We start from the raw sequence: 22,913 nt of genomic DNA, 5'->3' as shown, positions 1-22,913 counted from the left end.
GTCAGGCCGCCCCGCGACCGACGAACAGATAGCCCTGACCGCGCCGGGTCTGGATGGCGTCACGGCCCAGCTTGCGACGCAGCCGGTTGACGTGCACCTCCACCACGTTGGAATCGCGTTCGCTTTCGCCGTCGTAAAGGTGCTCGGTGAGCGCCGCCTTGGACAACAGCCGGCCCGGGTTGAGCATGAAATAGCGCAGCATGCGGAATTCGGCGCCGGTGAGTTCCATTTCCCGGTCGCCCTCCCACACGGACTGACGCGCCTCGTCCAGGGCCAGGCCGCCGGCTTCCAGACGGCCGCCGCCGCTGCTGCCATGGCTGCGCCGCAGCACCGCTTGCACCCGCAGCAGCAATTCGTCGGGGTGGAAGGGTTTGGTCAGGTAATCGTCGGCGCCGGCGCGCAGACCGTCCACCCGCTCCGCCCAACTGTCCCGGGCGGTAAGAATCAGCACCGGCATGGCCAGGCCTTCGTCGCGCCAGCGACGCAGCACTTCCAGGCCGTCCATGCCGGGCAGGCCGAGATCGAGAATGGCCAGATCGAAGGGCTCGTCGTGGGCGCGCACCAGAGCATCACGGCCATCCGCCAACCAGTCCACCGCGTAACCGTTGTCGCGCAGCAGCGGCATCAATTGATCGGCCAGGTCGACGCTGTCTTCCACCAGTAACAGGCGCATCAGTCGTCCACTTCGTCTTCGATGACATCGCCGGTGCGCGCGTCGATCTCCAGCTCACGAACCACGCCGTCGTCGGTGAGCAGCTCCAGCTCGTAGATCAGCTCGCCATCGTCGCGCTCCAGCTCCGCTTCCAGCAGACGGGCGCCCGGATGGCGCGCCAGCGCGACGCCCAGGATCGCTTCGAAGGAAAGCACCTCGCCGCTCTGGCGCAGACGCAGGGCCTCGTCCTGGTCCACGTCCAGGGCACCGGCGGGGGCAGTGACCAGACACGCCAGAAAGGCGGCCAAGGCCGCCTTTCCCATGCGTTGAAGAAAATCAGGGTGCATTCAGTCGTCCCGTTCCTCGCGCAGGATTTCCGCGTTGGTGGCGTCCAGCTCCACGTCCCATTCCTGACCCTGGGCATCGCGCAGATCCACCTGATAGATATAGCGACCGTATTCCTGTTCCAGTTCGGTGTCCTCGATCTTGGCGTCCGGGTGGTTGGCCAGGGCCGCCTGATTGAGTTTCTCGAAGGACTGGATGGTGCCGTCATTGACCAGCTTGACCACCTGCTCGGGACCGACATCGTCGGCGTGGGCCACGGTGGTGGCGCCGGTGAAAGCAATCAGGGTAGCGAGCAGCGTTTTGTTGATGGCGTTCATGAGTGTCTCCTTTCCTCATCGGGGCAACGCGGCTCGGCGCTGCCGGGTTATCGTGCGTACCGCCTGGGTACGGTTGTCACGATACGACGGCCCGCTTAATTCTCCCTGAAGCGATCCTGAACGCAACCTTAACCGGCCAGCCCCCGGTCCGCCGCCGGTGGCGCGCCTCGCACGCCCGCTGTCGGTATCGACCCTTGCAAAGCAACGGCGCCTGGGTGAAGTTACGTTTTCGGAACGCATTTCCATTTTCATTACGAGCTCCGTTCATCGGGAGCCATAACAAGGACAATCCATGCACACCGATCTGCCCGACCTGCTTGCCCTGCTCGACCTGACCCCCCTGGATGAGGATCACTTTCAGGGCGAAAGCCGCAATATCGTCGGGCCGCGCATCTTCGGCGGGCAGGTCATCAGCCAGGCCCTGGTGGCCGCCTCCCGCACCGTGGAAGGCCGCCCCGCCCACTCCCTGCAGGCCTATTTCCTGCGCCCCGGCGACGTGCGCGAGCCGGTGATCTACCGAGTGGAGCGGGTGCGCGACGGCGGCACCTTCTCCACCCGCCGGGTGGTGGCGGAGCAACGGGGCCGACCGATCTTCGATCTGGCCGCGTCCTTCCACCAGGCCGAACCGGGCCTGGAGCACCAGACCGCCACGTTCGAGGCACCGGACCCGGACAGCCTGGACACGGAACAGACGGTGACCGCCGCTTTTCTCGAAGGCGAGGAGATCTCGGACAATTTCCGCGCCGCCCTGCTGCGCCGCAAGCCCATCGAGATCCGCCCGGTGACCCGGCGCCACCCGCTGCGCCCGGAAAAAACCGAGCCGGTGCGTCAGACCTGGATTCGCGCCAGCGGCCTGGATAGCGACGATCCGCTGCTGCATCAGGCGCTACTGGCCTATGTGTCCGACCACAGTCTGATGGGCGCCGCCCTGCTGCCCCATGGCGTCACCTTCATGAGCCGGGACATGCAGGTGGCCAGCCTCGACCACACCCTCTGGTTCCACCGGCCAGTGCGCTTCGACGACTGGCTGTTCTACGACATGGAGAGCCCCATCGCCACGGGCGGGCGGGGCTTCACGCGAGGCAGGATTTTCAATCGCGCCGGCGAGCTGGTGGCGTCGGTGGCCCAGGAAGGGTTGATGCGGCGGCAAAGTTAAAAGTTGAAAGTTACAAGTTGAAACGCGGCGCGGAGCCTCGCCTTTTCAGCCAGGCCATGCCCGCGCTTTCTCCTTTTAACTTTTCACTTCCAACTTATTTTTCCAGGATGGCGACCACGCCCTGACCACCGGCGGCGCAGATGGAGATCAGGCAACGGCCGGAGCCCTTCTGGTTGAGCAGCTTGGCGGCGTTGGCCAGAATCCGGCCGCCGGTGGCGGCGAACGGGTGGCCGGCGGCCAGGGACGAACCCTTGACGTTAAGCTTGCTGGTGTCGATCTCGCCCAGCGGCTTGTCCAGACCCAGCCGTTCCTTGCAGAAGGTCTCGTCGTTCCAGGCCTTGAGGGTGCTCAGCACCTGGGAAGCGAACGCTTCGTGGATCTCATAGAAATCGAAATCCTGCAGCGTCAGGCCAGCTTTCTCGAGCATGCGCGGCACCGCGTAGGCCGGCGCCATCAGCAACCCTTCCTTCTTGCCGACGAAATCCACCGCCGCCACTTCGCAGTGGGTCATATAAGCCTGTACCGGCAAACCGCGCTGCTCGGCCCACTCCTCGCTGGCCAGCAACACCGCGGAGGCGCCATCGGTCAGCGGCGTGGAGTTGGCCGCGGTCATGGTGCCCTCCGGGCCGCCGAACACCGGCTTCAGGGTGCTCAGCTTCTCCACGGTGGAATCCGCGCGCATGTTGTTGTCGCGCTCCAGGCCATGGAACGGGCTCATCAGGTCCTGCTGCCAGCCTTCCTCGTAGGACTTGGCCAGATTCTGGTGGGAACGCCACGCCAGCTCGTCCTGGGCTTCCCGGGCGATGCCCCACTCGGCGGCGGTGATCGCCTGGTGCTCGCCCATGGACAGGCCGGTGCGCGGCTCGCCATTCTTGGGGATGTCCGGAATCATCAGCTTGGGATTGATCAGCTTGACCGCCTGCTTGAGCTTGTCACCGGTGCTCTTGGCACGGTTGATCTCCATGAAGATCTTGCGCGCCTGCTCGTTGACGCCCAGGGGCGCGTCGGAGGTGGTGTCCACGCCGCCGGCCACGGCGCTGTCGATCTGCCCCAGGGCGATCTTGTTGGCCACCAGGATGGCCGCTTCCAGGCCGGTGCCGCAGGCCTGCTGCAAATCGTAGGCCGGGGTTTCCGGGGCCAGCTTGGAGCCCAGCACGCATTCGCGCACCAGGTTGAAGTCCTTGGCGTGCTTCATCACCGCGCCGGCGGCCACCTCGCCCATGCGCTCGCCGTGGAGTTTGAAACGATCCACCAGGCCGTTCAGGGCGGCGGTGAGCATTTCCTGGTTGCCCACCTCGAAATAGGCGGTGTTGGAGCGGGCAAAGGGGATGCGGTTGCCACCGACGATGGCCACCTTGCGTACTTTATCGCCTGCCAGCATAGTTGAAATCCTCCACAGGGGCGTTTCCGGTCGGTTCGCCCAGGTTAACAGATGAGCGCAGTCTATCTCCCCACCGCCCGGCCTCATTGGCTTGGGCGCCTACCGGCTTTTCCGACCGGTCAATACACCTTTTACAGGCGGGTGCTTCAATACGCGGCCTCACTACACATCGCACGGCAAAGGACAGGATCATGAGCGATACCTATCAGACGATTGCCAATTCTCCCATGGGCAAGGCCCTCTTCAACGCCATCAATCTGCCCATCCCGGTGATTCTCGAACGCTGGCAGCCCGGCCAGGCCTCCTTTATCAGCGGCCGGGTGCTGGTGGGTGCCGCCCCCGGTTCCACCGCCGTGGATACCGTTTTCGCCACCCTCAAGGAGGCGCCGGACGCACAAGCGGCGGTGCTCGCCAACACCGGCAACGCCAGCGATCTGCAAAAGCAGGCGGCGGCCGCCGGCGTCAGCGCCGACAACTACACCGCCACCAAGGAAGACGAGACCCGCTTCAAGGCGCTGGTGTTCGACGCCACCGGCATCGAGACCCCGGAGCAGCTCAAGGCGCTGTGGGAATTCTTCCACCCGGTGATCAAGAAACTGGACAAATGCGCGCGGGTGCTGGTGATCGGTCGTACCCCGGAAACCCTGGGCGGCGCCGCCCGGGTCGCCCAGCGTGGCCTGGAAGGCTTCACCCGTTCCGTGGGCAAGGAAATCAAGAAGGGCTCCACGGTGCAGCTGGTGTACTGCGACGCCGGCGCCGAAAGCCAGCTGGCTTCGCCGCTGCATTTCTTCCTGTCGCCGAAGTCCGCCTATGTGTCCGCCCAGGTGGTGCGGGTGGCGGCGTCCGGCTTCGACGCCAGCGCCTTCGATTGGGACAAGCCCCTGGCCGGCAAGAAAGCCCTGGTCACCGGCGGCTCCCGGGGCATCGGCGCGGCCATCGCCCGGGTGCTGGCCCGTGACGGCGCCGAGGTCACGGTGCTGGATATTCCGCCCATGGCCGAGGACCTGAACAAGGTGGCCGAGGAAATCCAGGGCCAGACCCTGGAGCTGGACATCACCAGCGACGAGGCGCCACGCGTGATCGCCGAGGCGGCGCGCAAGATGGGCGGCCTGGACATCCTGGTGCACAACGCCGGTGTCACCCGTGACAAGATGCTCGGCAACATGCCGGAGAACTTCTGGGACATGGTGCTGAACATCAACATCGCCAGCCAGTTGCGCATCAACGAACAACTGGTGGCCGACGGTGCCATGGGCGAAGGCGGCCGTATTATCTCGATCAGCTCCATCGCCGGCATCGCCGGCAACCTGGGCCAGACCAACTACGGCACCTCCAAGGCCGCGGTGATCGGCATGATCGACACCTATTCCGAGGAGTACGCGGACCAGGGCATCACCGTGAACGCGGTGGCGCCGGGCTTCATCGAGACGCAGATGACCGCCGCCATTCCGTTCACCATCCGCGAGGCCGGCCGGCGCATGAACGCCATGAACCAGGGCGGCCAGCCGGTGGACGTGGCGGAAACCATCGCCTTCTTCGCCAGCCCCGCGTCACAGGGTCTGAGCGGCAATGTGGTGCGCGTCTGCGGCCAGATGATGCTGGGCGCCTGACACTGCCCCCTGTAGGAGCGGCTTCAGCCGCGAAAAGCCGCGCGGCCTGGCTTCCACCGCTGATCGCGCTGAAACCGCTCCTACCACTGTCCCAACCGCTCTTTCCCACGTCCCTACCCTTGAATCCCCCCCGCTTTGCCGCCACCTCTGAAGAAATCGTGACGTTTTAGAGGTGCCCATGGGCTTCGGCCGTGTTTTTCTGACCATCCTGATCTTCGCCCTGGTGGAGGTGATGGTGCTTGCCGCCGTGGCGGACATGATCGGCTGGCCGGTCACCATCATCGCGGTGGTGGCCACGGCATTGATCGGCAGTGCGTTGTTCCGGCGCCAGGGGCTGGATACCTGGGTGCGACTCAATGAGCGCATGAACCGGGGCGAGATGCCGGGCCGGGAACTGGTGGAGGGGATGATGCTGCTGCTGGGCGGCGCTTTCCTGATCACTCCGGGCTTTATTACCGACGCCCTGGGCTTCGTGCTGCTGCTGCCGTTTACCCGCCGTGCCCTGGCGGAACGCCTGATCCGGCGGGGCACGGTGCAGGCCTTCGCCACCCGGGGTGGTAACGGGGCGTTCTTTTACCAGAGCACCCAGTGGCGGCGCGGACCGGGCGGTTTCGGCGGCGGCAATGTCTATGAAGGCGAGGCCGGCGCGGATCGGGAGCCGGCCAACGATGGCGACCACCAGCGCCGGCCACTGACCCTGGACGAGGACGACGGCCCCGAAGGCCGGCGCTGATGATCAGACTTCGCCGCGGGCCGCGGCGGCGTCCTCTTCGGCTTTCATGCGCCGATACTCGATGGGCGTCATCCCCACCCAGCGCTTGAACGCCCGGTAGAAGGTGGACGGCTCGGAGAAACCGGTGAGGTAAACGATCTCGTCAATGGACTCATCGGTGCCGGCGAGCAAGCGCTTGGCCAATTTGCAACGGTAATCCGCCACCAACTGGTTGAAGTTGGTGCCGGCGTCCGCGAGGCGGGTGCGCAACTGGCGCGCCTTGATGCCAAGCCGCTCCGCCACTTCTTCCAGATTGGCGTGGCCGGATTCCAGCAACTCGGCGATCAGCCGGTTCACCTGGGCCACCAGATCCTGCTTTTCCAGCCGTGCCACCTGCTCGCTGGCGAGCTGCTCATGCAGGCGCAGCAGCTCCGGCTCGTGGTGGGCCGAGGGCAGCGACAGCAGCGCGGCGTCGAAGTAGACGCCCACGGAAGGCATGTCGAATTTCACCGGGCAATCGAAGGCCCGTTCGTATTCCAGCAGGTCTCCCTGGAGGGCGTGACCGAAGTGCACTTCCAGGGGCTCGAAGGCGTCGTCGGTGACGAAGCGGAAGAATTTGATCAACCCCATCATCACGCATTCGTTGAGGTGCGACAGGCGGCGCCCCCAGAAAGGCTGACGCAGAAACACCCGGTCACCCTCGCGGAACATCTCGGCGCTGGCGGCATCGGACAGCAACCGCTGATAGCTCAGGGCCCGGTCCAGGCCCTCGCCGAAGTTGGGGCTGGACAGGAACAGGTACTCCAGCACCTGCCCCTTGTACACCGGGATGTGCTTGCCCAGATGCAGGCCCACATGGGCGTCGCCGGACACCTTCTCCAGCGCCTCCCAGAACCACTCCTGGCCATCATGGGGCGTGCGCAGGTCCGGTACATCCAGTATCGAACGGTCCAGGCCCAGCTCGGCCAGCACCGCGTCGGCGTCAATATCCGCGTTCAGCATGGCCCGGTAGGCCATTCGCAGGAGTACGCCGGAATCGGTAAGTTCTGCCATCCTTTTGCAACTTCCCCAACGGTAAACACCAAATCCGGAGACTAGCATACCGTCTTGGGAGCCGGAACCACATCACATTGGTGCGGAATTCGCACGCCGCCGACCGGGCAATGCCAAACGGTGAATACGCTTGAGCACGGTGCCGAACTGGCGCCCCAACCGGCCGGTGTTGTAGTGCAGCCCGTAGCGCTCGGCGATGGCGCGTACCCGGGGCGCCGCCTGGGCGTAGCGGTTGGACGGCATGTCGGGAAACAGGTGGTGCTCGATCTGGTGGCTGAGATTGCCGCTCATGATATGGAACAGCGGCCCTCCCTCCAGGTTGGACGACCCCAGCAACTGCCGCAGGTACCACTGGCCACGGCTCTCATCGATGATGTCCTGCTCGGTGAACATCTCCGCGTGCTCGGTGAAATGGCCGCAGAAGATGATCATGTAGGCCCACAGGTTGCGAACCAGGTTGGCGCTCAGGTTGCCGGCGAACACCAATGGGAAGAAAGGGCCGGCCAGAGCCGGGAACAGCAGGTAATCCTTGAGCACCTGTTTGCGCACCTTCTTCATGATCTTGCGCCGTTGCGTCCGGTACTCGGCCCGGCTTTTCTCGCCCTTGAGCAGCTTTTCGTATTCCAGGTCGTGGAACGCCACGCCCCACTGGAACAGAGCCGCCAGCATCCAGTTGTAAACCGGTTGCGCCAGATACAGGGGATTCCAGGGCTGGTCATCGGATAGCCGCATGATGCCGTAGCCCACGTCCCGATCCTTGCCCACCACGTTGGTGAAGGTGTGGTGCATGTAATTGTGTGAGTGCTTCCACTGCTCCGCCGGGCAGGTGTTGTCCCAGTCGTAGGTGGATGAATCCAGCGCCGGGTCGTTGAGCCAGTCCCACTGGGCATGCATCACGTTGTGCCCGATCTCCATGTTCTCCAGGATCTTGGACACCGAAAGCAGCGCGGTGCCGGCCAGCCAGGCCGGCGGCAGGATGCCCAGGAACAGCAGGCCGCGCCCGGCCAGCTCCATGCCTTTCTGGGTTTTCACCAGACGCCGGATGTAGCGTGCGTCCTCTTCACCCAGGTCGTTCATGATCTCCTCGCGGAGGGCGTCGATCTCGCGACCGAACGCCTCGACCTGGGACCGGGTCAGACGGGTGCCGCCCCGTTCAAAGACAATCGGGTCCAGTTCTTCCACCTTGGCGTTCATACAAACCTCCTTGGAGCCTCAAATATCCAGTTCCACGTCGCCGTCGGCGCCGTGCATGCAAATTCGGATTTCCTGATTGGCCAGCTCGAGGCTGGCGCCACTGCGCAGGTCTCGCACCCGGCCCCGGGTCACGCGACATTTGCAGGTATGGCAAATCCCCATCCGGCAACCGTGTTGGGGCCGCAGGCCGGCGGCTTCCGCCGCCTCCAGCAGCGACTGGGTGCCTTGCGCCTGGATGTCGCCGCCGCTGCGCGCGAAACGCACCGTGCCACCGTCACCACCGCTGACCGGCGTGCTCTGGAAACGCTCATGGAACAGGGGCGCGCGGCCACACCGCTGGTGCCAGTCGATTACGGTGTCCAGAAAGCCTTGCGGGCCGCAGGTGAACAGTGTCCGGCTGGCGCCGTCCGGGACCTGCTCGGTGAGCCAGTGTTCATCGAGGCGACCGGCCAGGTCACCGGGCCGGGGGGTATCGCCGGTCAGCACCAGCCGGAAATCGAGACGTTCGTCCAAGGCCAGGCCACGCAGGCCTTCACCGAGCAACCATTGATCATAGGAACGCTCGAAGTGGGCCCAGATCAGGTGTCCCCCATAGTTGGACGCGAGCAGGGACTTCACGATACTGTGAACAGGTGTTACCCCTGAGCCGGCGGTAAGGAACAGAATGCGCTCCGGTGCGGGTTCGGGCATCACGAAGTCACCGCTGGCCGGCGACAGGGTGAGCAGGTCGCCTTCCCGGCAGTGGTTCACCAGGTGATCACTGACGCCGCCGGTACCGTGCTGTTTCACGGTGATCATCGGGCGCGGGTCGGTCGGCGCCGAGGACAGGGAAAAACAGCGTTGCCGACGCACGCCGCCCATATCCACGCCGACCAGCACGTGCTGACCCGCTTTATGGGGTTTCCAGAGCCGGTTGGGTGCCAGTTCCAGGGTCACCGCCCGGTCGCTTTCGCGACGCACGCGGTGCACCCGGGCACGGATTTCCCGGGCCGAATAGCGGGCATCGAACAGTGCCAGGTAGTCCTCCGGGTCGAACGGCGTGGCCAGGGCCTTGCCCAGGCGACGCATCCAGCCGGTGGTGTCGAAACGGGTCTCCAGGTGCATGACCAACTCCGGATGTTTACAGTTGTGCACTTTGTACCGCGACCCGCTTTTTCAGTCAACACATGTTCACAAATATTTTTTTACACAGGAAAATCAAGTAGTTGTATGTATCCGGGAGAGAAACTTGAATAACATGGCTAAACAATCAGCGATAACAAATCACCAACGGGGAGCAAAACCATGAGCAGAGAAACGCCGGCCCGCGGGCGACGGCCCAAGCGGGGACGTACGCGTCAGGCGCTCATGGACGCGGCCCTGGACCTGGTGGCGAAGAAGGCGCCTTTTTCGTCGCTGAGCCTGCGCGAGGTAACCAAGCGCGCCGGCGTGGTGCCCACCGCCTTCTACCGGCATTTCCCGGACATGAGCGCCCTCGGCCTGACCCTGCTCGATGAATCGTTCCGTACCCTGCGCCAGATGATGCGCGAGGTGCGCCAGCAGGAACTGCCCAATGAGCGCATGATTCGCGGCTCCATGGAGACCTTCTTCACCTACGTGCGTAATAACCGCACCCACTTTCTGTTCGTGTCCAAGGAGCTGTATGGCGGCTCCGCCACCATGCGCCAGGCGATTCGCCGGGAAATCCGCCTGTTCGTCAGCGAGCTGGCCATGGACATGGCGCGGTTCCCGTTCCTGGTGCAGGTGAATGCCGAGGACCTGCAAATGATGGCCTCGCTGGTGGTCAACAGCGTGGTGGCCTTGACCCAGGAGATGCTGGAACTGGACGAAGACGACGAAGCCGGCCAGCAGGAAATGCTGATCCTGGCGGAAAAGCAGGTGCGCCTGATCTATTTTGGCGTTGCCCAGTGGCGTTCGGAGGCCGGCGCGCCGGCCTGAACCGGGGCCGCGCAAATAGGCTCTTCCAGCAACCTTTCAGGCGGAACGGCCAATCAGGCACTTCGGCGCCCTCCCTATACTGTCCCCACGCTTTACGGACCGTTTTTTGTACAGGATCAAGGACGCTGCTATGAGTGAAGTCCACTTCCGCGAACTGCGCCACGCGCCGGCGATGCCGGTGAATTTCGCCAAGGCGGTGCTGCGCGCCGGTGTCAAGCCGGGCAGCAGCCCGACCCTGCCGAACGTGGGGCTGCGTCTCAACGACGTGGGCCTGGACAGCAAGCACCTGAAGGCCTACCGCAAGGTGTGCGGTTTCAGCGCCGATGGCCGTCTGCCGGTGACCTACCCGCACATCCACGCCTTCCCGCTGCACATGGCGCTGATGATGGAACAAGGGTTCCCGTTCCCGGCCATGGGGCTGGTGCATGTACGCAACCGCATCACCCAGTACCGCCCCATCGCGGAACGCGAACAGCTCAATATCAAATGCTCCCTGGGCAACCTCAATCAGGTGGAAAAAGGCTGGGAGTTTTCCATCTTCACCGTGGTGAGCACCGCCGGCGAGCGGGTCTGGTCCAGCGAATCGATCAACTTCTTCCGGGGCGGCGGCCACGGTCGCAAGGAAGAGAAGAAAGGCTCCGGCGAACCGGCGCCGGCCACCGACACCATCGAGTGGAAGGTGCCTGGCAACACCGGCCGCCGCTACGGCGCCGTGTCCGGCGACCGCAATCCGATCCATCTGTACCCGCTGACCGCCCGGCTGTTCGGCTTCAAGCGCCAGATCGCCCACGGCATGTGGTCCAAGGCCCGCGCCCTGGGCCAGCTCCAGCGGCAACTGCCGGAGGAGGCGTTCCGCGTGGACGTGCAGTTCAAGCTGCCCATGTTCATCCCCGCCACCGTCAAGTTCGAGCAACGGGACGTGGACGGCGGCCTGGATTTCCGGGTACTGGCCCGGGACGGGATCAAACCCCACCTGACCGGCCAGTTGCGCCTGCTGGGCGACTGACCGGCACCCCGGCGCGCCGGCTTCCCGCCCCGCGCCGCTGTTGCAGGAACCTGGCGTCATGGCCGACGACACCCGAGACTACCGCGCCCTTTTCCTGACCCGCACGCCTTTGCTGGACGTGCGCGCGCCGGTGGAATTCACCAAGGGCGCCTTTCCCGGCGCCACCAATCTGCCCCTCCTTGACGACCGGGAACGCCACCGGGTCGGCATTCGCTACAAACAGGCCGGCCAGCAGGCCGCCATCGATCTCGGCAACGAACTGGTCAGCGGTCGCGTCAAACGCGACCGGCTGAAAGCCTGGCGCCAGTGGCACGCGGCGCATCCGAACGGCTACCTGTATTGTTTCCGCGGCGGCCTGCGCAGCCACACCACCCAGGCCTGGCTCGCCACCGAAGGGGTGACGGTCCCCCTGGTGGTGGGCGGCTACAAAGCCATGCGCCGGTTCCTGCTCGAAAGCCTGGATGCCAATCTGCAACGCCTGCCGCTGTGGGTGTTGGGCGGGCGCACCGGCTGCGCCAAGACCCGGGTTATTGGTCGGTTGGGCAACGCCCTGGACCTGGAGGGTCTGGCCCACCATCGCGGCTCCGCCTTCGGCCGCCGTCCGGGCGGGCAGCCTTCACAGATCGACTTCGAGAACCGCCTCGCCATCGACCTGCTCGGCCTGGCGGAACGGGGCGTGCCCACGGTGGTGGTCGAGGATGAAAGCAAGCTGATCGGTCGCTGCTTTTTGCCGCTGGCCCTGCAGGCCCGCCTGAAGACGGCGCCCCGGGTGCTGATCGAGGAGCCCCTGGAGGCCCGCGTCCAGGTGACCCTGGAGGATTACGTGATCGGCCCGCTGGATGAATACCGCCGCCATTACGGCCCGGCCCATGGCTTCGAGCGGCTCGCCGAGGAGTTGCTGGCGGCCATGGATCGCATCCAGAGCCGCCTGGGTGGCGACCGCCACCGGCAACTGCGCGGCCAGCTGGCGCGCGCCCTGGAGCGGCAGCGCCGGCACGGCGACAACGACGCCCACCGGGACTGGATTCGCGAGCTGCTGGCGGGCTACTACGATCCCATGTATGACTACATGATGAGCAAGCACCGGGATGGCGAAATCCTGTTCCGGGGCACGCGGGAGGAAGTGTTGGCGTTCCTGCGCTGACACCCGCGAACGCGGCAGGAGCCGCTTCAGCCACGATAGCGACATTGCCCGCCGCGCTGACCGGACCAGCGGCGGGCATTGATAACGGTCCGGCCCGACTCCCCATTGAACGGAGACGATCATGCCCTTGCTGATTGCAACCCGCGCCGCGCGGGCTGTCCGCACCCTGGTGGCCGCCGCCGGCGCGACCTTGCTGCTCACCGCCTGCGGCCCCGCCGAGCAGGCCCCCACCTTCACCTTCACCGCGATTCCCGACCAGGATGAATCCCAGCTCGAGAAGCGCTTCGGCCAGGTGGCCGACTACCTGGAAGAAACCCTGGGGGTACCGGTGACCTACGTACCGGTGAAATCCTACCCGGCGGCGGTCACCGCGTTCCGCAACGACCAGGTACAAATGGCCTGGTTCGGCGGCCTGTCCGGTGTCCAGGCCCGGCGCCTCGTGCCCGGCTCCCGGGCCATCGCCCAGGGCCAGGAGGACACCGCTTTCAAGTCCTACTTCATCGCCAATGCCGCCACCGGCCTGGAACCCGGCGATACCCTGCCGGACGCCTTCGCCGAGCAGCCGTCGTTCACGTTCGGCTCCAAGGGCAGCACCTCCGGGCGCCTGATGCCGGAATACTTCTTCCGCGAACGGTTCGGCGCGGCACCCCAGGAGTTGATCGGCAAGGTCGGCTTCAGCGGCGATCACAACCGCACCCTGGCCCTGGTGCAGAGCGGCGCCTACGCCACCGGCGCGCTTAACTACAAGGTCTGGGAGCGGGCACTGAAGGACGGCCAGGTGGATACCGACCAGGTACGCGTGATCTGGGAAACACCGCCCTACCCGGACTACCACTGGACCGTGCGCGGCGACCTCGACGAGCGTTTCGGTGACGGCTTCACCGACCGGGTCACCGAGGCGTTGCTGGCGATCGACGACCCGGCCCTGCTGGAGGCATTCCCGCGCCAGCGTTTCGTGCCGGCGTCCAACGACGACTACCAGGCCATCGAGGACACCGCCGAGGCCATTGGCCTGTTGGACTGACGGTGAGCGACGCCCTGTTCCGGTTCCACGGCGCGCGTCTGGGCCACGGCGACGCCACCGTGTTCGCGGCCCTGGACCTGAGTATCCAGCGCGGCGAAACCGTGGCGCTGCTGGGCGCCTCCGGCAGCGGCAAATCCACCCTGCTGGCGGCACTGCGCGCCCAGCATGAGGCGCTGTGCGCCTGGTGCCCCCAGGAGCAGGCCCTGGTGCCCATGTTGAGCGTGTTCCACAACATCTACATGGGTGGCCTGCACCGCCACGGCACCTGGCACAACCTGCGCGCCCTGCTGCGCCCCGGCGCCGCCGACCGCGCCGAGGTAGGCGCCCTGGCGGCGCGCCTGGGCCTTACCGACAAGCTGTTCACCAGCGTCGACCGGCTGTCCGGCGGCCAGGCCCAGCGCACCGCCCTGGGCCGCGCCCTCTACACTCAAAGGCCGGTGCTGCTTGGCGACGAGCCGGTCTCCAACCTGGATGAGCACCAGGGGCTGGCGCTGATGCGACACGCCCTGGCCGCCCATGACACCGCCGTGGTGGCGATGCACGATCGCGCCCTGGCCCTGGCCTGCTTCCAGCGCGTGCTGGGCCTGCGCCACGGCGAGCTGGTACTGGACGCCCCGGCGGCCAGCCTCACCCTGGCCGACCTGGACGCCCTGTACCGACCATGAACGAGCGCCCCGCCACCACCGCCGCCGGCTGGCGCCGCGCCAGTGGCTGGCTACTGCTGGCCGGCCTGGTGGCCTTCGCCTGCGCCGATCTGGCGGTGACCCGTACCGCCCCGGGGGCCGAGCTGCTGCGCGTCGCTCAGGGCTTCCTGGCGCCACGCCTGCTGGGCGAGCATGGCCTGGGCGCCGGCGAGCTGGGCCGCGCCCTGGCCAACACGCTGGCGTTCGCCTTCCAGGGCGTGGTCTTCGGCGCCGCCGCCGGCTTCCTGCTGGCGCTGTTCTGGCACCGGCGCGCGGTGCGCGCCGCCGCCGCTTCGGTGCGCGCCGTTCATGAGCTGTTCTGGGGATTGCTGCTGATGCAGGTGGCGGGGCTGTCGCCGCTCACCGGGGTGCTGGCCATCGCCCTGCCCTACGCCGGCATCTTCGCCAAGGTGTTCGGTGAAATGCTCGAGGAGGCGGACCCGGCGCCGGTGGCCAGCCTGCCCCTCGCGCGCCAGCGTTTGAGCACCTTCTTCTATGCCCGCTTGCCGCTGATCGCCGCCGACGCCCGCGCCTACACCGCCTACCGGCTGGAATGCGCACTGCGTGCTTCGGCGATTCTCGGTTTCATCGGGCTGCCGACCCTGGGCTTTCATCTGGAGACCGCGTTCCGGGAGGGCCATTACAGCCAGGGCGCCGGCCTGCTGTATCTGCTGTTCGCCCTGATCCTGACCCAGCGCCTGTGGTTGCGCGCCCGGCTGGTGCCGGTTTATCTGCTGGCCGCGCTGCTGTGGGCGCCGCCGCTGAGCCAGGGCGACTGGGCCACCCTGGTGCGCTTCGTCACCCAGGATCTGGTGCCGGCACCCCTGGCCCGGGATCAGGGCTGGGCGGCCCTGGGCGACTGGGGCTGGATGCTGTGGCGCGAGCAGGTCGGCCCCGGCCTGTGGAACACGCTGGTGCTGGGCATGGCGGCGCTGCTGCTCACCGCGCTGCTGGCGCTGCTGTTGTTTCCGCTGCGCTCGCCGCTGTTCGGTAACCGGCTGACCCGGTGGCTGGGCCACGGCCTGCTGGTGGTGCTGCGCACCACCCCGGAGTTCTTCCTGGCGTTCTTCCTGCTGATCATCCTGGGGCCGTCCATGCTGCCCGGCATTCTCGCCCTGGCGCTGCACACCGGCGCCATCATCGGCCATCTCACCGGCCGCTTCAGCGAGGGGCTGCGGCTGCGCGCCGATAGCGCCCGGGGCATCAACCGCTATGCCTACGAAGTACTGCCCCGGCTGTCGCCCACCTTCCTGGCGCTGTTGCTGTACCGCTGGGAAATCATCATGCGCGAAACCGCCGTGCTGGGTATTCTTGGTATTCATACCCTGGGGTTCTACATCGACTCCAGCGTGGCGGAGTTCCGTTTCGACCGCACCCTGGTATTGATCCTCGCCACGGTGTGCCTGAACCTCGCCGTGGACGCCTTTTCCCGCCGCCTGCGGGCGCGCCTGCGCCTGGCCCGCGAAGGGAGGCTGTGTTGAACCCATGCCACCATTGCGAAACGCTGAAGGACCCCGCATGAAGCCTGCCGTCCGCCGCCTTACCCGCCGCCCCCGAGGAGTCCCCCGATCATGAGGGCATCCGTGGCGAACCAGGATCTGGTCATGGTAGGCGGCGGTCACAGTCATGCCCTGGCTCTGCGCATGCTGGCCATGAAGCCGGAACCCGGGCTGCGCCTGACGCTGGTGTCACCGGACAGCCTGGCGGCCTATTCCGGCATGCTGCCGGGCCTGGTGGCCGGCCACTACCGGTTGGAGGAAACCCACGTGGACCTGCGGCGGCTGTGCCAGGCATCCGGCACCCGCTTCGTGCGCGCCCGGGTCACCGCGCTGGACCCGGCGGCACGGCGGCTGACCCTGGACGATGGCAGCACCCTGGAATACGACTGGCTAAGCCTGGACGTGGGCGCCACCCCGGACCTGGAGACGGTGCCCGGCGCCGCCGAGCACGCCGTGCCGGTGAAGCCGGTCAGCGATTTTCATCGCCGCTGGCGGGCCCTGCTGGCCGATCTGGACCACCGCACCGACGAGCTGGCGATCACCGTGGTGGGGGGCGGCGCCGGCGGCACCGAGATGGTGCTGGCGGTGGCCCGGGCGCTGATCGAACAGGGCCTGGCGGCGCGCCTCAGCCTGGTTACCGCCGGCGATCTGCTGCCCGGCTACCCGCGCGGCGTGCGGCTGCGCATGGCGCGGCGGCTGGCGGACGCCGGCGTGCGGCTGCGCACCCATGCCCGGGTACAGCGGGTGGACGCGGGGCGCCTGACCCTCGGCGACGACACGCTGGATTACGACTTTCTGCTCTGGTGCACCGGGGTCAAGGCCGCCCCCTGGCTGGCGGCCAGCGGCCTGCCCTGCGACGGCTCCGGCTTCGTGCGGGTGAATGAACACCTGCGCAGCCCCGCCGACGAGCGGGTGTTCGCCGCCGGCGACTGCGCCGCCTTCCCCGGCGATCTGCCCAAGGCCGGGGTGTACGCGGTGCGCCAGGCCCGTGCACTGGCCCATAACCTGGCCGCCGCCGTCGCTGGCCGCCGGTTGCGGACCTACCGCCCGCAGAAGCGTTTCCTGTCCTTGCTGTCCGCCGGCGACCAGGACGCGGTGGGCAGCCGGGGCGTCGGACCGGGCGTGGCCGGCCCCTGGGTGTGGCGCTGGAAGGACCGCATCGACCGCCGCTTCATGGCCCGCTTCGATGAGCCGCTACCGGCGATGACGGCGGCGCCGGCGGACTCCGCGCCGTACTGCGCCGGTTGCGGCGCCAAGGTTGGCGCCGGCGCCCTGAGCGAAGCCCTGGCGCCGCTGCGCCCGTTCGCCCGTGAAGGCGTGGAAGCCGGCCTGCACCAGGCCGACGACGCGGCCGTACTGAACTGGCCGGCGGGGCAACGGCTGGTGCAGACCCTGGACTATTTGCCGGCCTTCCTCGACGAGCCCTATCTGTTCGGTCGCGTGGCCGCCCTGCACAGCCTCAGCGACCTCTACGCCATGAACGCCACGCCCCATTCCGCCCTGGCCACCGTGAGCCTGCCACGTCATCACCCGCGCCTGCAGGGCCGTGACCTGCAACGGCTGATGGCCGGCGCCGTGGCGGAACTCAACCGGGCCCGCTGCACCCTGGTGGGCGGCCATACCATCGAGGGCCCGGAGCTGGCCGCCGGCTTCACCGTGAATGGCGCCGCCGCGCCAACGGCGCTGTGGCACAAAAGCGGAGGCCAAGCCGGCCAGACGCTGATCCTGACCCGCCCGCTGGGCATCGGCATTCAACTGGCCAGCCTGATGCGCGGCCAGGCCCATGGCCCCTGGCTGGATACCACCCTGGACACCATGCTGGCCGGCAACGGCCCGGCGCGGGACGCCCTGGCCGGGCTGACCGATACCCGCCCCGGCGCCTGCACCGACGTGACCGGCTTCGGCCTGCTCGGCCATTTGCTGGAGATCTGCGAGCAAAGCGCCGTGGACGCGCGCCTGGACCTGGATGCGATCCCGCTGCTGCCCGGCACCCTGGCGCTGGTGGAGGCGGGTGTGGTCAGCACCCTGAAGCCGGCCAACGATCAGGTGCTGGCCCGCTGCGAGCACCGGGGCGTGGCCGAGGACGACCCGCGCCTGGCCGCGCTCACCGACCCTCAGACCGGTGGCGGACTGTTGTTCAGCATCGACCGGGAACGCGCCGCGGCGGCGCTGGCCGCGCTGCGCCGCCATGGCCTGCACGCCACGCAAGTCGGTGAGCTGACTGTAAAAAATCACAAAGCTTTCGCCACCCTGACGTTGCACGGCGACGGCCCATGCTAGTGTTTGGCCATCATTTCAAGTGGAGCGATGCCAATGAAGAAGTCCATCACGGGCGCCTTGACCGCCCTCGTCATGCTGATTACCCAAGGCTTGTTCGTCCCCGCCGCCCAGGCCGCCATGGTGACCACCGATGGCATGGTCGCCAATGAACAGCGCGCCGCCATGGAACAGAAAGTCATGCGTTTCATGGAACGGGACGCCGCCGCCAAGGTACTCGCCGAAAACGGCGTTACCCGCGACGACGTGCAGCAGCGCCTGAGCCGCCTGAGCGACTCCGAACTGCAGCAACTGGCCACCAAGGCCGACCAGATGCCCGCCGGCAGCGGCGTGGTGGGCGTGATCCTGGCGGTGATCCTGATCCTGGTGCTGCTTGATCTGCTCGGCGCCACCGACGTGTTCCCGGTCATCGATCCGATCGGGTGATGCCCCTGCCCCTGAAGCGCGGCGGCCGTCCGGTCGCCGCCTTGCTGCTGGGCCTGCTGCTCGCGGCCTGTCAGACCGTCCCCCCGCCCCAGGAGGCGGAACACCCTCCCCAGCAATACCTGGACGTGCCTTTCATTGCCCAGGACGCCTATCAGTGCGGCCCCGCCGCCCTCGGCATGATGCTGCAATGGAATCGGCTGCCCGGTGACAAGGAGGCCCTGGTGGACGAGGTCTGGTTGCCGGAACGCAAAGGCGCCCTGGGCATTGAACTGAAGGCCGCCGGTCGCGCCCGCGGCCTGCTCGCCTACCCGGTGCAATCCCCGGATGCCCTGTTCGCGGAAGTGCAGGCCGGCCACCCGGTGCTGGTACTGCAGAACCTGGCCCTGCCGCAATGGCCCATGTGGCACTACGCGGTGGTGATCGGCTACCGCGATGGCGGCGAGCGCATCGTGCTGCACAGTGGCACCAAGGAAGCCACCAGCAGCCATTGGAACCGCTTCCTGCGCACCTGGGCGCGGGCGGAGTACTGGGGTTTCGTGTTGTTGCCCCCCGGCGAAATGCCCGCCAGCGTGAAGCCCGAACCCCTGCTGCGCGCCCTGGCGCCAATGCAACAGGACGCCCTGGCGCACTGGCGGGCGGCGGTGGCCCGCTTCCCGGACAATGGCCGCCTGCGTTTTGGCCTGGCCAATGCCCTGTGGGCGGCACAAAAGCAGGATCAGGCGCTGGATGCCTACGAACGCACCGTGACCCTGGCCCCGGAGCTGGCGCCGGCCTGGAACAACCTGGCCTACGCGCGCCGTGACGCCGGCGACCAGGCCGGCGCCCGCGAGGCGGTATGTCGGGCCCGGGCCCTGGCGCCGGACAGCGACAACATCGCCGACAGCGTCAAGGAGATCACCGGCGACGCGGGATGCTGACCCTGACGCCGTCGGCGGCTATCGTATTTGAGGCGAACAACGCCTAAGCTGCGCAAAAACGACGGAAGACAACGCCTGTGTGGATTCGACTCTTGTTGCTGGGGCTGCTGTACGCGGCGACCCCGGCTCTGGCGCAAAGCCCCGCTGATTTCACCCTGCCCGGGATCGCCGACCTGGAGAAACAGCTGGCCGGCGACGGCGGCGGCGACAACAACGGTGGCGGCCAGAACGGCGAGAGCGGCCAGGATAATCCGGAACACCGGGAAACCCTGGAAAAGACCCTGGAACTGCGCCGCGAAATCGACGCCAACCGGGAACGGATCGACGCGCTCAAGAAACAGCAGGCCGAAGCGCCACGCCGCCGCGCCCGCCTCGGCAACGACCTGGACGAAGCCCGCCGCGAGCGTCAGCAGGACTGGCGTCAGCGCTATCAATCCCTGTCCCTGGCGGCCCTGGCCAAGGAACTCAGCGACCAGCTCGACGCCCTGGAACAGAATCAGCAAACGCTGGCGCGGGTCAGCAGCGAGCTGACCCGCGCCCAGACCCTGCCCGAACGGGCACAGACCACCATCAGCGACAGCCTGTCGCGCATGGATGAGATCCGCCAGCGACTGAACCGCCAGGAAGAAAACCTGGACGACGCCGAGAAGACCCGCCTGCAAACCGAACTGACCACCCTGGAAACACGCATTCAACTGCGCAACCAGGAATTGTCCGTGGCCAGCACCCTGGAAGAACTGTCGCGGCTCAACAAGCGGGTGCTGGAAGCCCAGGAAGCGGTGATTCAAAAGCGCCTGGACGTGCTGCAGCCGATGATCAACGAGCGCCGCGAACAAAGCCTCAGCAATGAAATCGGCGACGACGAGACCGACCTGCCCGCCGCGCTGGCCGACCATCCCCGGCTCAAGCAGGCCCGCGAGCGCAACGACGAGCTGCGCGACCAGCTCAAACAGACCAGCAACGACGTCAACGACCTGATTCGCGAAGTGATCAGCGCCGAGACCCGGCTCGACCGGGCGCGCTCGCTGTCGAGCACGGTGAACGATCAGATTCGCATGCTCGACGGCAGCCTGCTGCTCTCGCGCATTCTCTACGAGCAGCAGAAGAGCCTGCCGGAATATCACCCCCAGGAAGGCCTGGACAAACTGATCAGCGATACCCGCCTGGCCCAGTTCGACCTGCGCCAAGCCATGCAGGAACTGGAAAGCCGGCCCCTGGAAGTGGAGAACACGGATGAGTTGCCGCCCGCCGAGCGGCAACAACTGGACGACGCCCTGCGCCGGCTGGCGGACAGCCGCCTGGAACTGCTCAACCAGCTCGACCAGGAGCTGGGCCGCAAGCTCAACATTCTGGTGCGGCTGAATCTGTCCCAGGAGCAGCTACGCAAGATCACCGAAAATCTGCACGACACCATTTCCGAGCAGACCTTCTGGATGCCCAGCACCCAGCCGTTGCCCGCCTGGATACGCGATTTCCCGACTCAGGTGCGCGATCAGGTCCATGACATCCCCTGGGCGCGGCTGGGTGACGACGCCGCCGAACTGATGAAGAACAAGTGGCCGTGGCTGTTCCTTCCCCTGCTGCTGGCCGGGCTGCTGTGGCTGTGGCGGCGGCGCCTGCGCGCCCGTCTGCGCGCGCTCAATGGCGACATCGGCTTTCTGAAACGGGACAGCCAGCGGCACACGCCAGCGGCCATCGTGATCACCACCCTGGTGAGCGCGCCGGTACCGCTGGCCATCGGTCTTCTGGCGTGGGGGTTGTGGACGCAACCGGGCACCTTGAGCACGGTGCTGGGCGCGGCTCTGGCCAAGATCGCCCTGCTATGGATGGTGTTCGAGCTCTGTTACCGCCTGCTGGCGCCCAAGGGCATCGCCCAGCGCCATTTCCGCTGGCAGGCGGAAGGCAACCTGGTACTGCGCCGGCGGCTGCTGGTGGTGGGCCTGACCATGGTACCGATGACCCTGGTGATCGCCTTCGGCGAGGAATGGCCGGCCCAGCTCAGCAACGACCGCATTGGCCTGGTGACCATGGTCGCCTGTCTGCTGGTGATCAGTGTGACCCTGTCCCGGGCCGCCCTGGCCTACCGCGCCCGGCGCTACTCCCGCACCCTGCGCGGCGCCGCCGTGGTGCTGTGCGCCGGCGTGCCGTTGATACTGGTGGCCCTGATCGTGGCCGGCTATTACTTCACCGCCGTGCGTCTGTCCGGACGCATGATCGACACTTTCTATCTGTCCCTGCTGTGGATTCTGCTCGACGCTACCGCCGTGCGTGGCCTGGCGGTGGCCGCCCAGCGCCTGGCCTACAAACGGGCCGTGGCGGAGCGGGACGCCGAGCCCAAGGAAAACGTGGAAGGCGTGGAAGTCGAGGAGCCCCAGCTCGACCTGCAGCAGATCAACCAGCAATCCCTGCGCCTGATCCGGCTGGCCCTGCTGGGTCTGTTCGGGCTGCTGCTGTACTGGGTGTGGGCGGATGTCATCAACGCCTTCTCCTACACCGACACCATCGTGCTCTGGCAGAGCACCGAGGGCAGCGGCCTGAACGCCACCAACACGCCGATCAGCCTGGGCGACGTGATCACCTCGCTGGCCATCGGCGCCGGCACCTTCATGCTGGTGGCCAACCTGCCCGGCCTGCTGGAAGTGCTGCTGCTGTCACGGCTCAACCTGCGCCAGGGGTCAAGCTACGCGGTCACCACCCTGCTCTCCTATCTGGTGATCGTGCTCGGCGTGATCGTCGCCCTGGGTTCACTGGGGCTGTCCTGGAGCAAGATGCAGTGGCTGGTGGCGGCCCTCGGCGTGGGCCTGGGCTTCGGCCTGCAGGAGATTTTCGCCAACTTCATTTCCGGCATCATTATCCTGTTCGAACGGCCGATCCGCATCGGCGACGTGATCACCATCGAGAATCTGTCCGGCACGGTGAGCCGCATCCGCATTCGCGCCACCACCATCATCGACTTCGACCGCAAGGAGATCGTCATTCCCAACAAGGTGTTCGTCACCGAGCGGCTGATCAACTGGACGCTCTCGGACACGATTACCCGCCTTACCATCAAAGTGGGGTTCGCCTACGGCTCGGATCTCAAGGTCTGCCACGACCTGCTTGAGAAGGTGGCCAGGGACAACACCCGGGTGCTGAGTGATCCAGAGCCGCTGATCCTGTTCATGGCCTTCGGCGCCAGCACCCTGGATCATGAGTTGCGGGTCTATCTGGGAGAAATCGGCGACATCCTGTTCGCCACCGATGAGATCAACAAGGCCATCGACGCGGCCTGCCGGGAGCATGGCGTGGAGATCGCCTTCAACCAGATCGATGTGCACCTGCGCTCCACCACCGACGACGTCAAGATACTGGAAGCCGGCGGCGAACCCGCCGAAGCCGAACAGCGCAGGGGCGGCGACACCCGTGGCCATTACGGCAACACCCGGAGCCATTACCACGACGGCGATGAGCCGCCCAAGGGCGTCGGCGACGAGGGTGAGGAATAGGCCGCCAGCGCCGCTCCGTAGCCTGGATGGTGCTGTTGTAGGAGCGACTTCAGTCGCGATGGCTGGTGGCACCACCGTTGATCGCGACTGAAGC

General features: G+C 66.6%; 20 protein-coding genes. 13 read left to right on the top strand and 7 right to left on the bottom strand.

What is annotated here, in order from left to right; all coding sequences use genetic code 11:
* Position 1 precedes the first annotated feature (1 nt).
* The 3 genes from ACLD02_RS07025 to ACLD02_RS07015 are packed head-to-tail and all read right to left on the bottom strand — an operon-like array spanning position 2 to position 1,314.
* Positions 2-673: a response regulator transcription factor gene (locus ACLD02_RS07025; RefSeq protein ID WP_410298289.1), complete on the bottom strand. Its 672-nt coding sequence runs from the start codon at positions 671-673 to the stop codon at positions 2-4.
* The gene (locus tag ACLD02_RS07020) at positions 673-960 is read right to left on the bottom strand and encodes a PepSY domain-containing protein (protein WP_410298288.1); all 288 of its coding nucleotides are present in this window, start codon (positions 958-960) and stop codon (positions 673-675) included. Before ACLD02_RS07020 ends, ACLD02_RS07025 begins: the two co-directional genes overlap by 1 nt.
* A gap of 39 nt (positions 961-999) precedes the next feature.
* Entirely contained in the window at positions 1,000-1,314 is a 315-nt protein-coding gene (locus ACLD02_RS07015) for a PepSY domain-containing protein (RefSeq protein WP_194865280.1), read from the bottom strand.
* Between the two features lie 292 nt (positions 1,315-1,606).
* Between ACLD02_RS07015 and ACLD02_RS07010 the strand changes: the two genes are divergently transcribed.
* Positions 1,607-2,470: an acyl-CoA thioesterase gene (locus ACLD02_RS07010; RefSeq protein WP_203104737.1), complete on the top strand. Its 864-nt coding sequence runs from the start codon at positions 1,607-1,609 to the stop codon at positions 2,468-2,470.
* A 94-nt stretch (positions 2,471-2,564) separates the two neighbouring features.
* Here the strand turns inward: ACLD02_RS07010 and ACLD02_RS07005 are convergent, their stop codons facing one another.
* Positions 2,565-3,851 carry an acetyl-CoA C-acetyltransferase gene (locus ACLD02_RS07005; protein ID WP_410298287.1) on the bottom strand — a complete coding sequence of 429 codons (1,287 nt, stop codon included), beginning with the start codon at positions 3,849-3,851 and terminating at the stop codon, positions 2,565-2,567.
* Positions 3,852-4,042: 191 nt separating this feature from the next.
* Here ACLD02_RS07005 and ACLD02_RS07000 point away from each other — a divergent pair, with 191 nt between their 5' ends.
* Both ACLD02_RS07000 and ACLD02_RS06995 read left to right on the top strand, forming a co-directional pair.
* Positions 4,043-5,461 (top strand): 3-oxoacyl-ACP reductase, encoded by a 1,419-nt coding sequence (locus ACLD02_RS07000; RefSeq protein WP_410298286.1) that lies wholly within the window; start codon positions 4,043-4,045, stop codon positions 5,459-5,461.
* A 178-nt stretch (positions 5,462-5,639) separates the two neighbouring features.
* Entirely contained in the window at positions 5,640-6,194 is a 555-nt protein-coding gene (locus tag ACLD02_RS06995; RefSeq protein ID WP_203104740.1) for an FxsA family protein, read from the top strand.
* Positions 6,195-6,197: 3 nt separating this feature from the next.
* Here ACLD02_RS06995 and ACLD02_RS06990 read toward each other — a convergent pair whose 3' ends face one another.
* The 3 genes from ACLD02_RS06990 to ACLD02_RS06980 form a co-directional block, all read right to left on the bottom strand.
* Positions 6,198-7,226, bottom strand: a complete 1,029-nt coding sequence (locus ACLD02_RS06990; protein WP_203104741.1) for an AraC family transcriptional regulator — start codon at positions 7,224-7,226, stop codon at positions 6,198-6,200.
* Between the two features lie 72 nt (positions 7,227-7,298).
* Positions 7,299-8,420, bottom strand: coding sequence for a fatty acid desaturase family protein (locus ACLD02_RS06985; RefSeq protein ID WP_410298285.1), 1,122 nt, complete (start codon positions 8,418-8,420; stop codon positions 7,299-7,301).
* Positions 8,421-8,438: 18 nt separating this feature from the next.
* A complete protein-coding gene (locus tag ACLD02_RS06980; protein WP_410298284.1) occupies positions 8,439-9,524 on the bottom strand; it encodes a flavin reductase family protein in 1,086 nt (361 codons plus the stop codon).
* Between the two features lie 180 nt (positions 9,525-9,704).
* Between ACLD02_RS06980 and ACLD02_RS06975 the strand changes: the two genes are divergently transcribed.
* The 10 genes from ACLD02_RS06975 to mscK all read left to right on the top strand — a co-directional run bounded on the left by ACLD02_RS06975 (position 9,705) and on the right by mscK (position 22,819).
* A complete protein-coding gene (locus ACLD02_RS06975) occupies positions 9,705-10,358 on the top strand; it encodes a TetR family transcriptional regulator (RefSeq protein ID WP_203104744.1) in 654 nt (217 codons plus the stop codon).
* Positions 10,359-10,488: 130 nt separating this feature from the next.
* A complete protein-coding gene (locus ACLD02_RS06970) occupies positions 10,489-11,364 on the top strand; it encodes a MaoC family dehydratase (protein WP_203104745.1) in 876 nt (291 codons plus the stop codon).
* 58 nt (positions 11,365-11,422) lie between these two features.
* On the top strand, positions 11,423-12,508 hold the full coding sequence (gene mnmH / locus ACLD02_RS06965; protein WP_410298283.1) for a tRNA 2-selenouridine(34) synthase MnmH: 1,086 nt from the start codon (positions 11,423-11,425) through the stop codon (positions 12,506-12,508).
* A 121-nt stretch (positions 12,509-12,629) separates the two neighbouring features.
* A complete protein-coding gene (locus tag ACLD02_RS06960; RefSeq protein WP_203104747.1) occupies positions 12,630-13,532 on the top strand; it encodes a putative selenate ABC transporter substrate-binding protein in 903 nt (300 codons plus the stop codon).
* Between the two features lie 2 nt (positions 13,533-13,534).
* Positions 13,535-14,197, top strand: a complete 663-nt coding sequence (locus ACLD02_RS06955) for an ATP-binding cassette domain-containing protein (RefSeq protein ID WP_410298282.1) — start codon at positions 13,535-13,537, stop codon at positions 14,195-14,197.
* Positions 14,194-15,696 carry a PhnE/PtxC family ABC transporter permease gene (locus ACLD02_RS06950; protein ID WP_410298281.1) on the top strand — a complete coding sequence of 501 codons (1,503 nt, stop codon included), beginning with the start codon at positions 14,194-14,196 and terminating at the stop codon, positions 15,694-15,696. Before ACLD02_RS06955 ends, ACLD02_RS06950 begins: the two co-directional genes overlap by 4 nt.
* Positions 15,697-15,786: 90 nt before the next feature.
* The gene (selD, locus tag ACLD02_RS06945; protein WP_410298280.1) at positions 15,787-17,994 is read left to right on the top strand and encodes a selenide, water dikinase SelD; all 2,208 of its coding nucleotides are present in this window, start codon (positions 15,787-15,789) and stop codon (positions 17,992-17,994) included.
* Positions 17,995-18,027: 33 nt separating this feature from the next.
* A complete protein-coding gene (locus ACLD02_RS06940; RefSeq protein WP_203104750.1) occupies positions 18,028-18,417 on the top strand; it encodes a PA2779 family protein in 390 nt (129 codons plus the stop codon).
* A complete protein-coding gene (locus tag ACLD02_RS06935) occupies positions 18,417-19,334 on the top strand; it encodes a PA2778 family cysteine peptidase (RefSeq protein ID WP_203104751.1) in 918 nt (305 codons plus the stop codon). The genes ACLD02_RS06940 and ACLD02_RS06935 overlap by 1 nt, the downstream gene beginning before the upstream one ends.
* Before the next feature lie 77 nt (positions 19,335-19,411).
* Positions 19,412-22,819 (top strand): mechanosensitive channel MscK, encoded by a 3,408-nt coding sequence (mscK, locus tag ACLD02_RS06930; protein ID WP_410298279.1) that lies wholly within the window; start codon positions 19,412-19,414, stop codon positions 22,817-22,819.
* The last annotated feature ends 94 nt before the right edge of the window (positions 22,820-22,913 follow it).

The organism is Alloalcanivorax sp. C16-2, assembly GCF_046507615.1.
Taxonomy (GTDB): Bacteria; Pseudomonadota; Gammaproteobacteria; order Pseudomonadales; family Alcanivoracaceae; genus Alloalcanivorax; species Alloalcanivorax marinus_A.
Note: the sequence above shows the minus strand (reverse complement) of the source record. Positions and strands in the feature narration are given on the sequence as shown.

What these genes read in the sequence shown, in the direction of transcription:
- ACLD02_RS07025 (WP_410298289.1), bottom strand. Translation starts at nt 673, where the DNA reads ATGCGCCTGTTACTGGTGGAAGACAGCGTCGACCTGGCCGATCAATTG.
- ACLD02_RS07015 (WP_194865280.1), bottom strand. Translation starts at nt 1,314, where the DNA reads ATGAACGCCATCAACAAAACGCTGCTCGCTACCCTGATTGCTTTCACC.
- ACLD02_RS07010 (WP_203104737.1), top strand. Translation starts at nt 1,607, where the DNA reads ATGCACACCGATCTGCCCGACCTGCTTGCCCTGCTCGACCTGACCCCC.
- ACLD02_RS07005 (WP_410298287.1), bottom strand. Translation starts at nt 3,851, where the DNA reads ATGCTGGCAGGCGATAAAGTACGCAAGGTGGCCATCGTCGGTGGCAAC.
- ACLD02_RS07000 (WP_410298286.1), top strand. Translation starts at nt 4,043, where the DNA reads ATGAGCGATACCTATCAGACGATTGCCAATTCTCCCATGGGCAAGGCC.
- ACLD02_RS06995 (WP_203104740.1), top strand. Translation starts at nt 5,640, where the DNA reads ATGGGCTTCGGCCGTGTTTTTCTGACCATCCTGATCTTCGCCCTGGTG.
- ACLD02_RS06990 (WP_203104741.1), bottom strand. Translation starts at nt 7,226, where the DNA reads ATGGCAGAACTTACCGATTCCGGCGTACTCCTGCGAATGGCCTACCGG.
- ACLD02_RS06985 (WP_410298285.1), bottom strand. Translation starts at nt 8,420, where the DNA reads ATGAACGCCAAGGTGGAAGAACTGGACCCGATTGTCTTTGAACGGGGC.
- ACLD02_RS06980 (WP_410298284.1), bottom strand. Translation starts at nt 9,524, where the DNA reads ATGCACCTGGAGACCCGTTTCGACACCACCGGCTGGATGCGTCGCCTG.
- ACLD02_RS06975 (WP_203104744.1), top strand. Translation starts at nt 9,705, where the DNA reads ATGAGCAGAGAAACGCCGGCCCGCGGGCGACGGCCCAAGCGGGGACGT.
- ACLD02_RS06970 (WP_203104745.1), top strand. Translation starts at nt 10,489, where the DNA reads ATGAGTGAAGTCCACTTCCGCGAACTGCGCCACGCGCCGGCGATGCCG.
- mnmH (WP_410298283.1), top strand. Translation starts at nt 11,423, where the DNA reads ATGGCCGACGACACCCGAGACTACCGCGCCCTTTTCCTGACCCGCACG.
- ACLD02_RS06960 (WP_203104747.1), top strand. Translation starts at nt 12,630, where the DNA reads ATGCCCTTGCTGATTGCAACCCGCGCCGCGCGGGCTGTCCGCACCCTG.
- ACLD02_RS06950 (WP_410298281.1), top strand. Translation starts at nt 14,194, where the DNA reads ATGAACGAGCGCCCCGCCACCACCGCCGCCGGCTGGCGCCGCGCCAGT.
- selD (WP_410298280.1), top strand. Translation starts at nt 15,787, where the DNA reads ATGAGGGCATCCGTGGCGAACCAGGATCTGGTCATGGTAGGCGGCGGT.
- ACLD02_RS06940 (WP_203104750.1), top strand. Translation starts at nt 18,028, where the DNA reads ATGAAGAAGTCCATCACGGGCGCCTTGACCGCCCTCGTCATGCTGATT.
- ACLD02_RS06935 (WP_203104751.1), top strand. Translation starts at nt 18,417, where the DNA reads ATGCCCCTGCCCCTGAAGCGCGGCGGCCGTCCGGTCGCCGCCTTGCTG.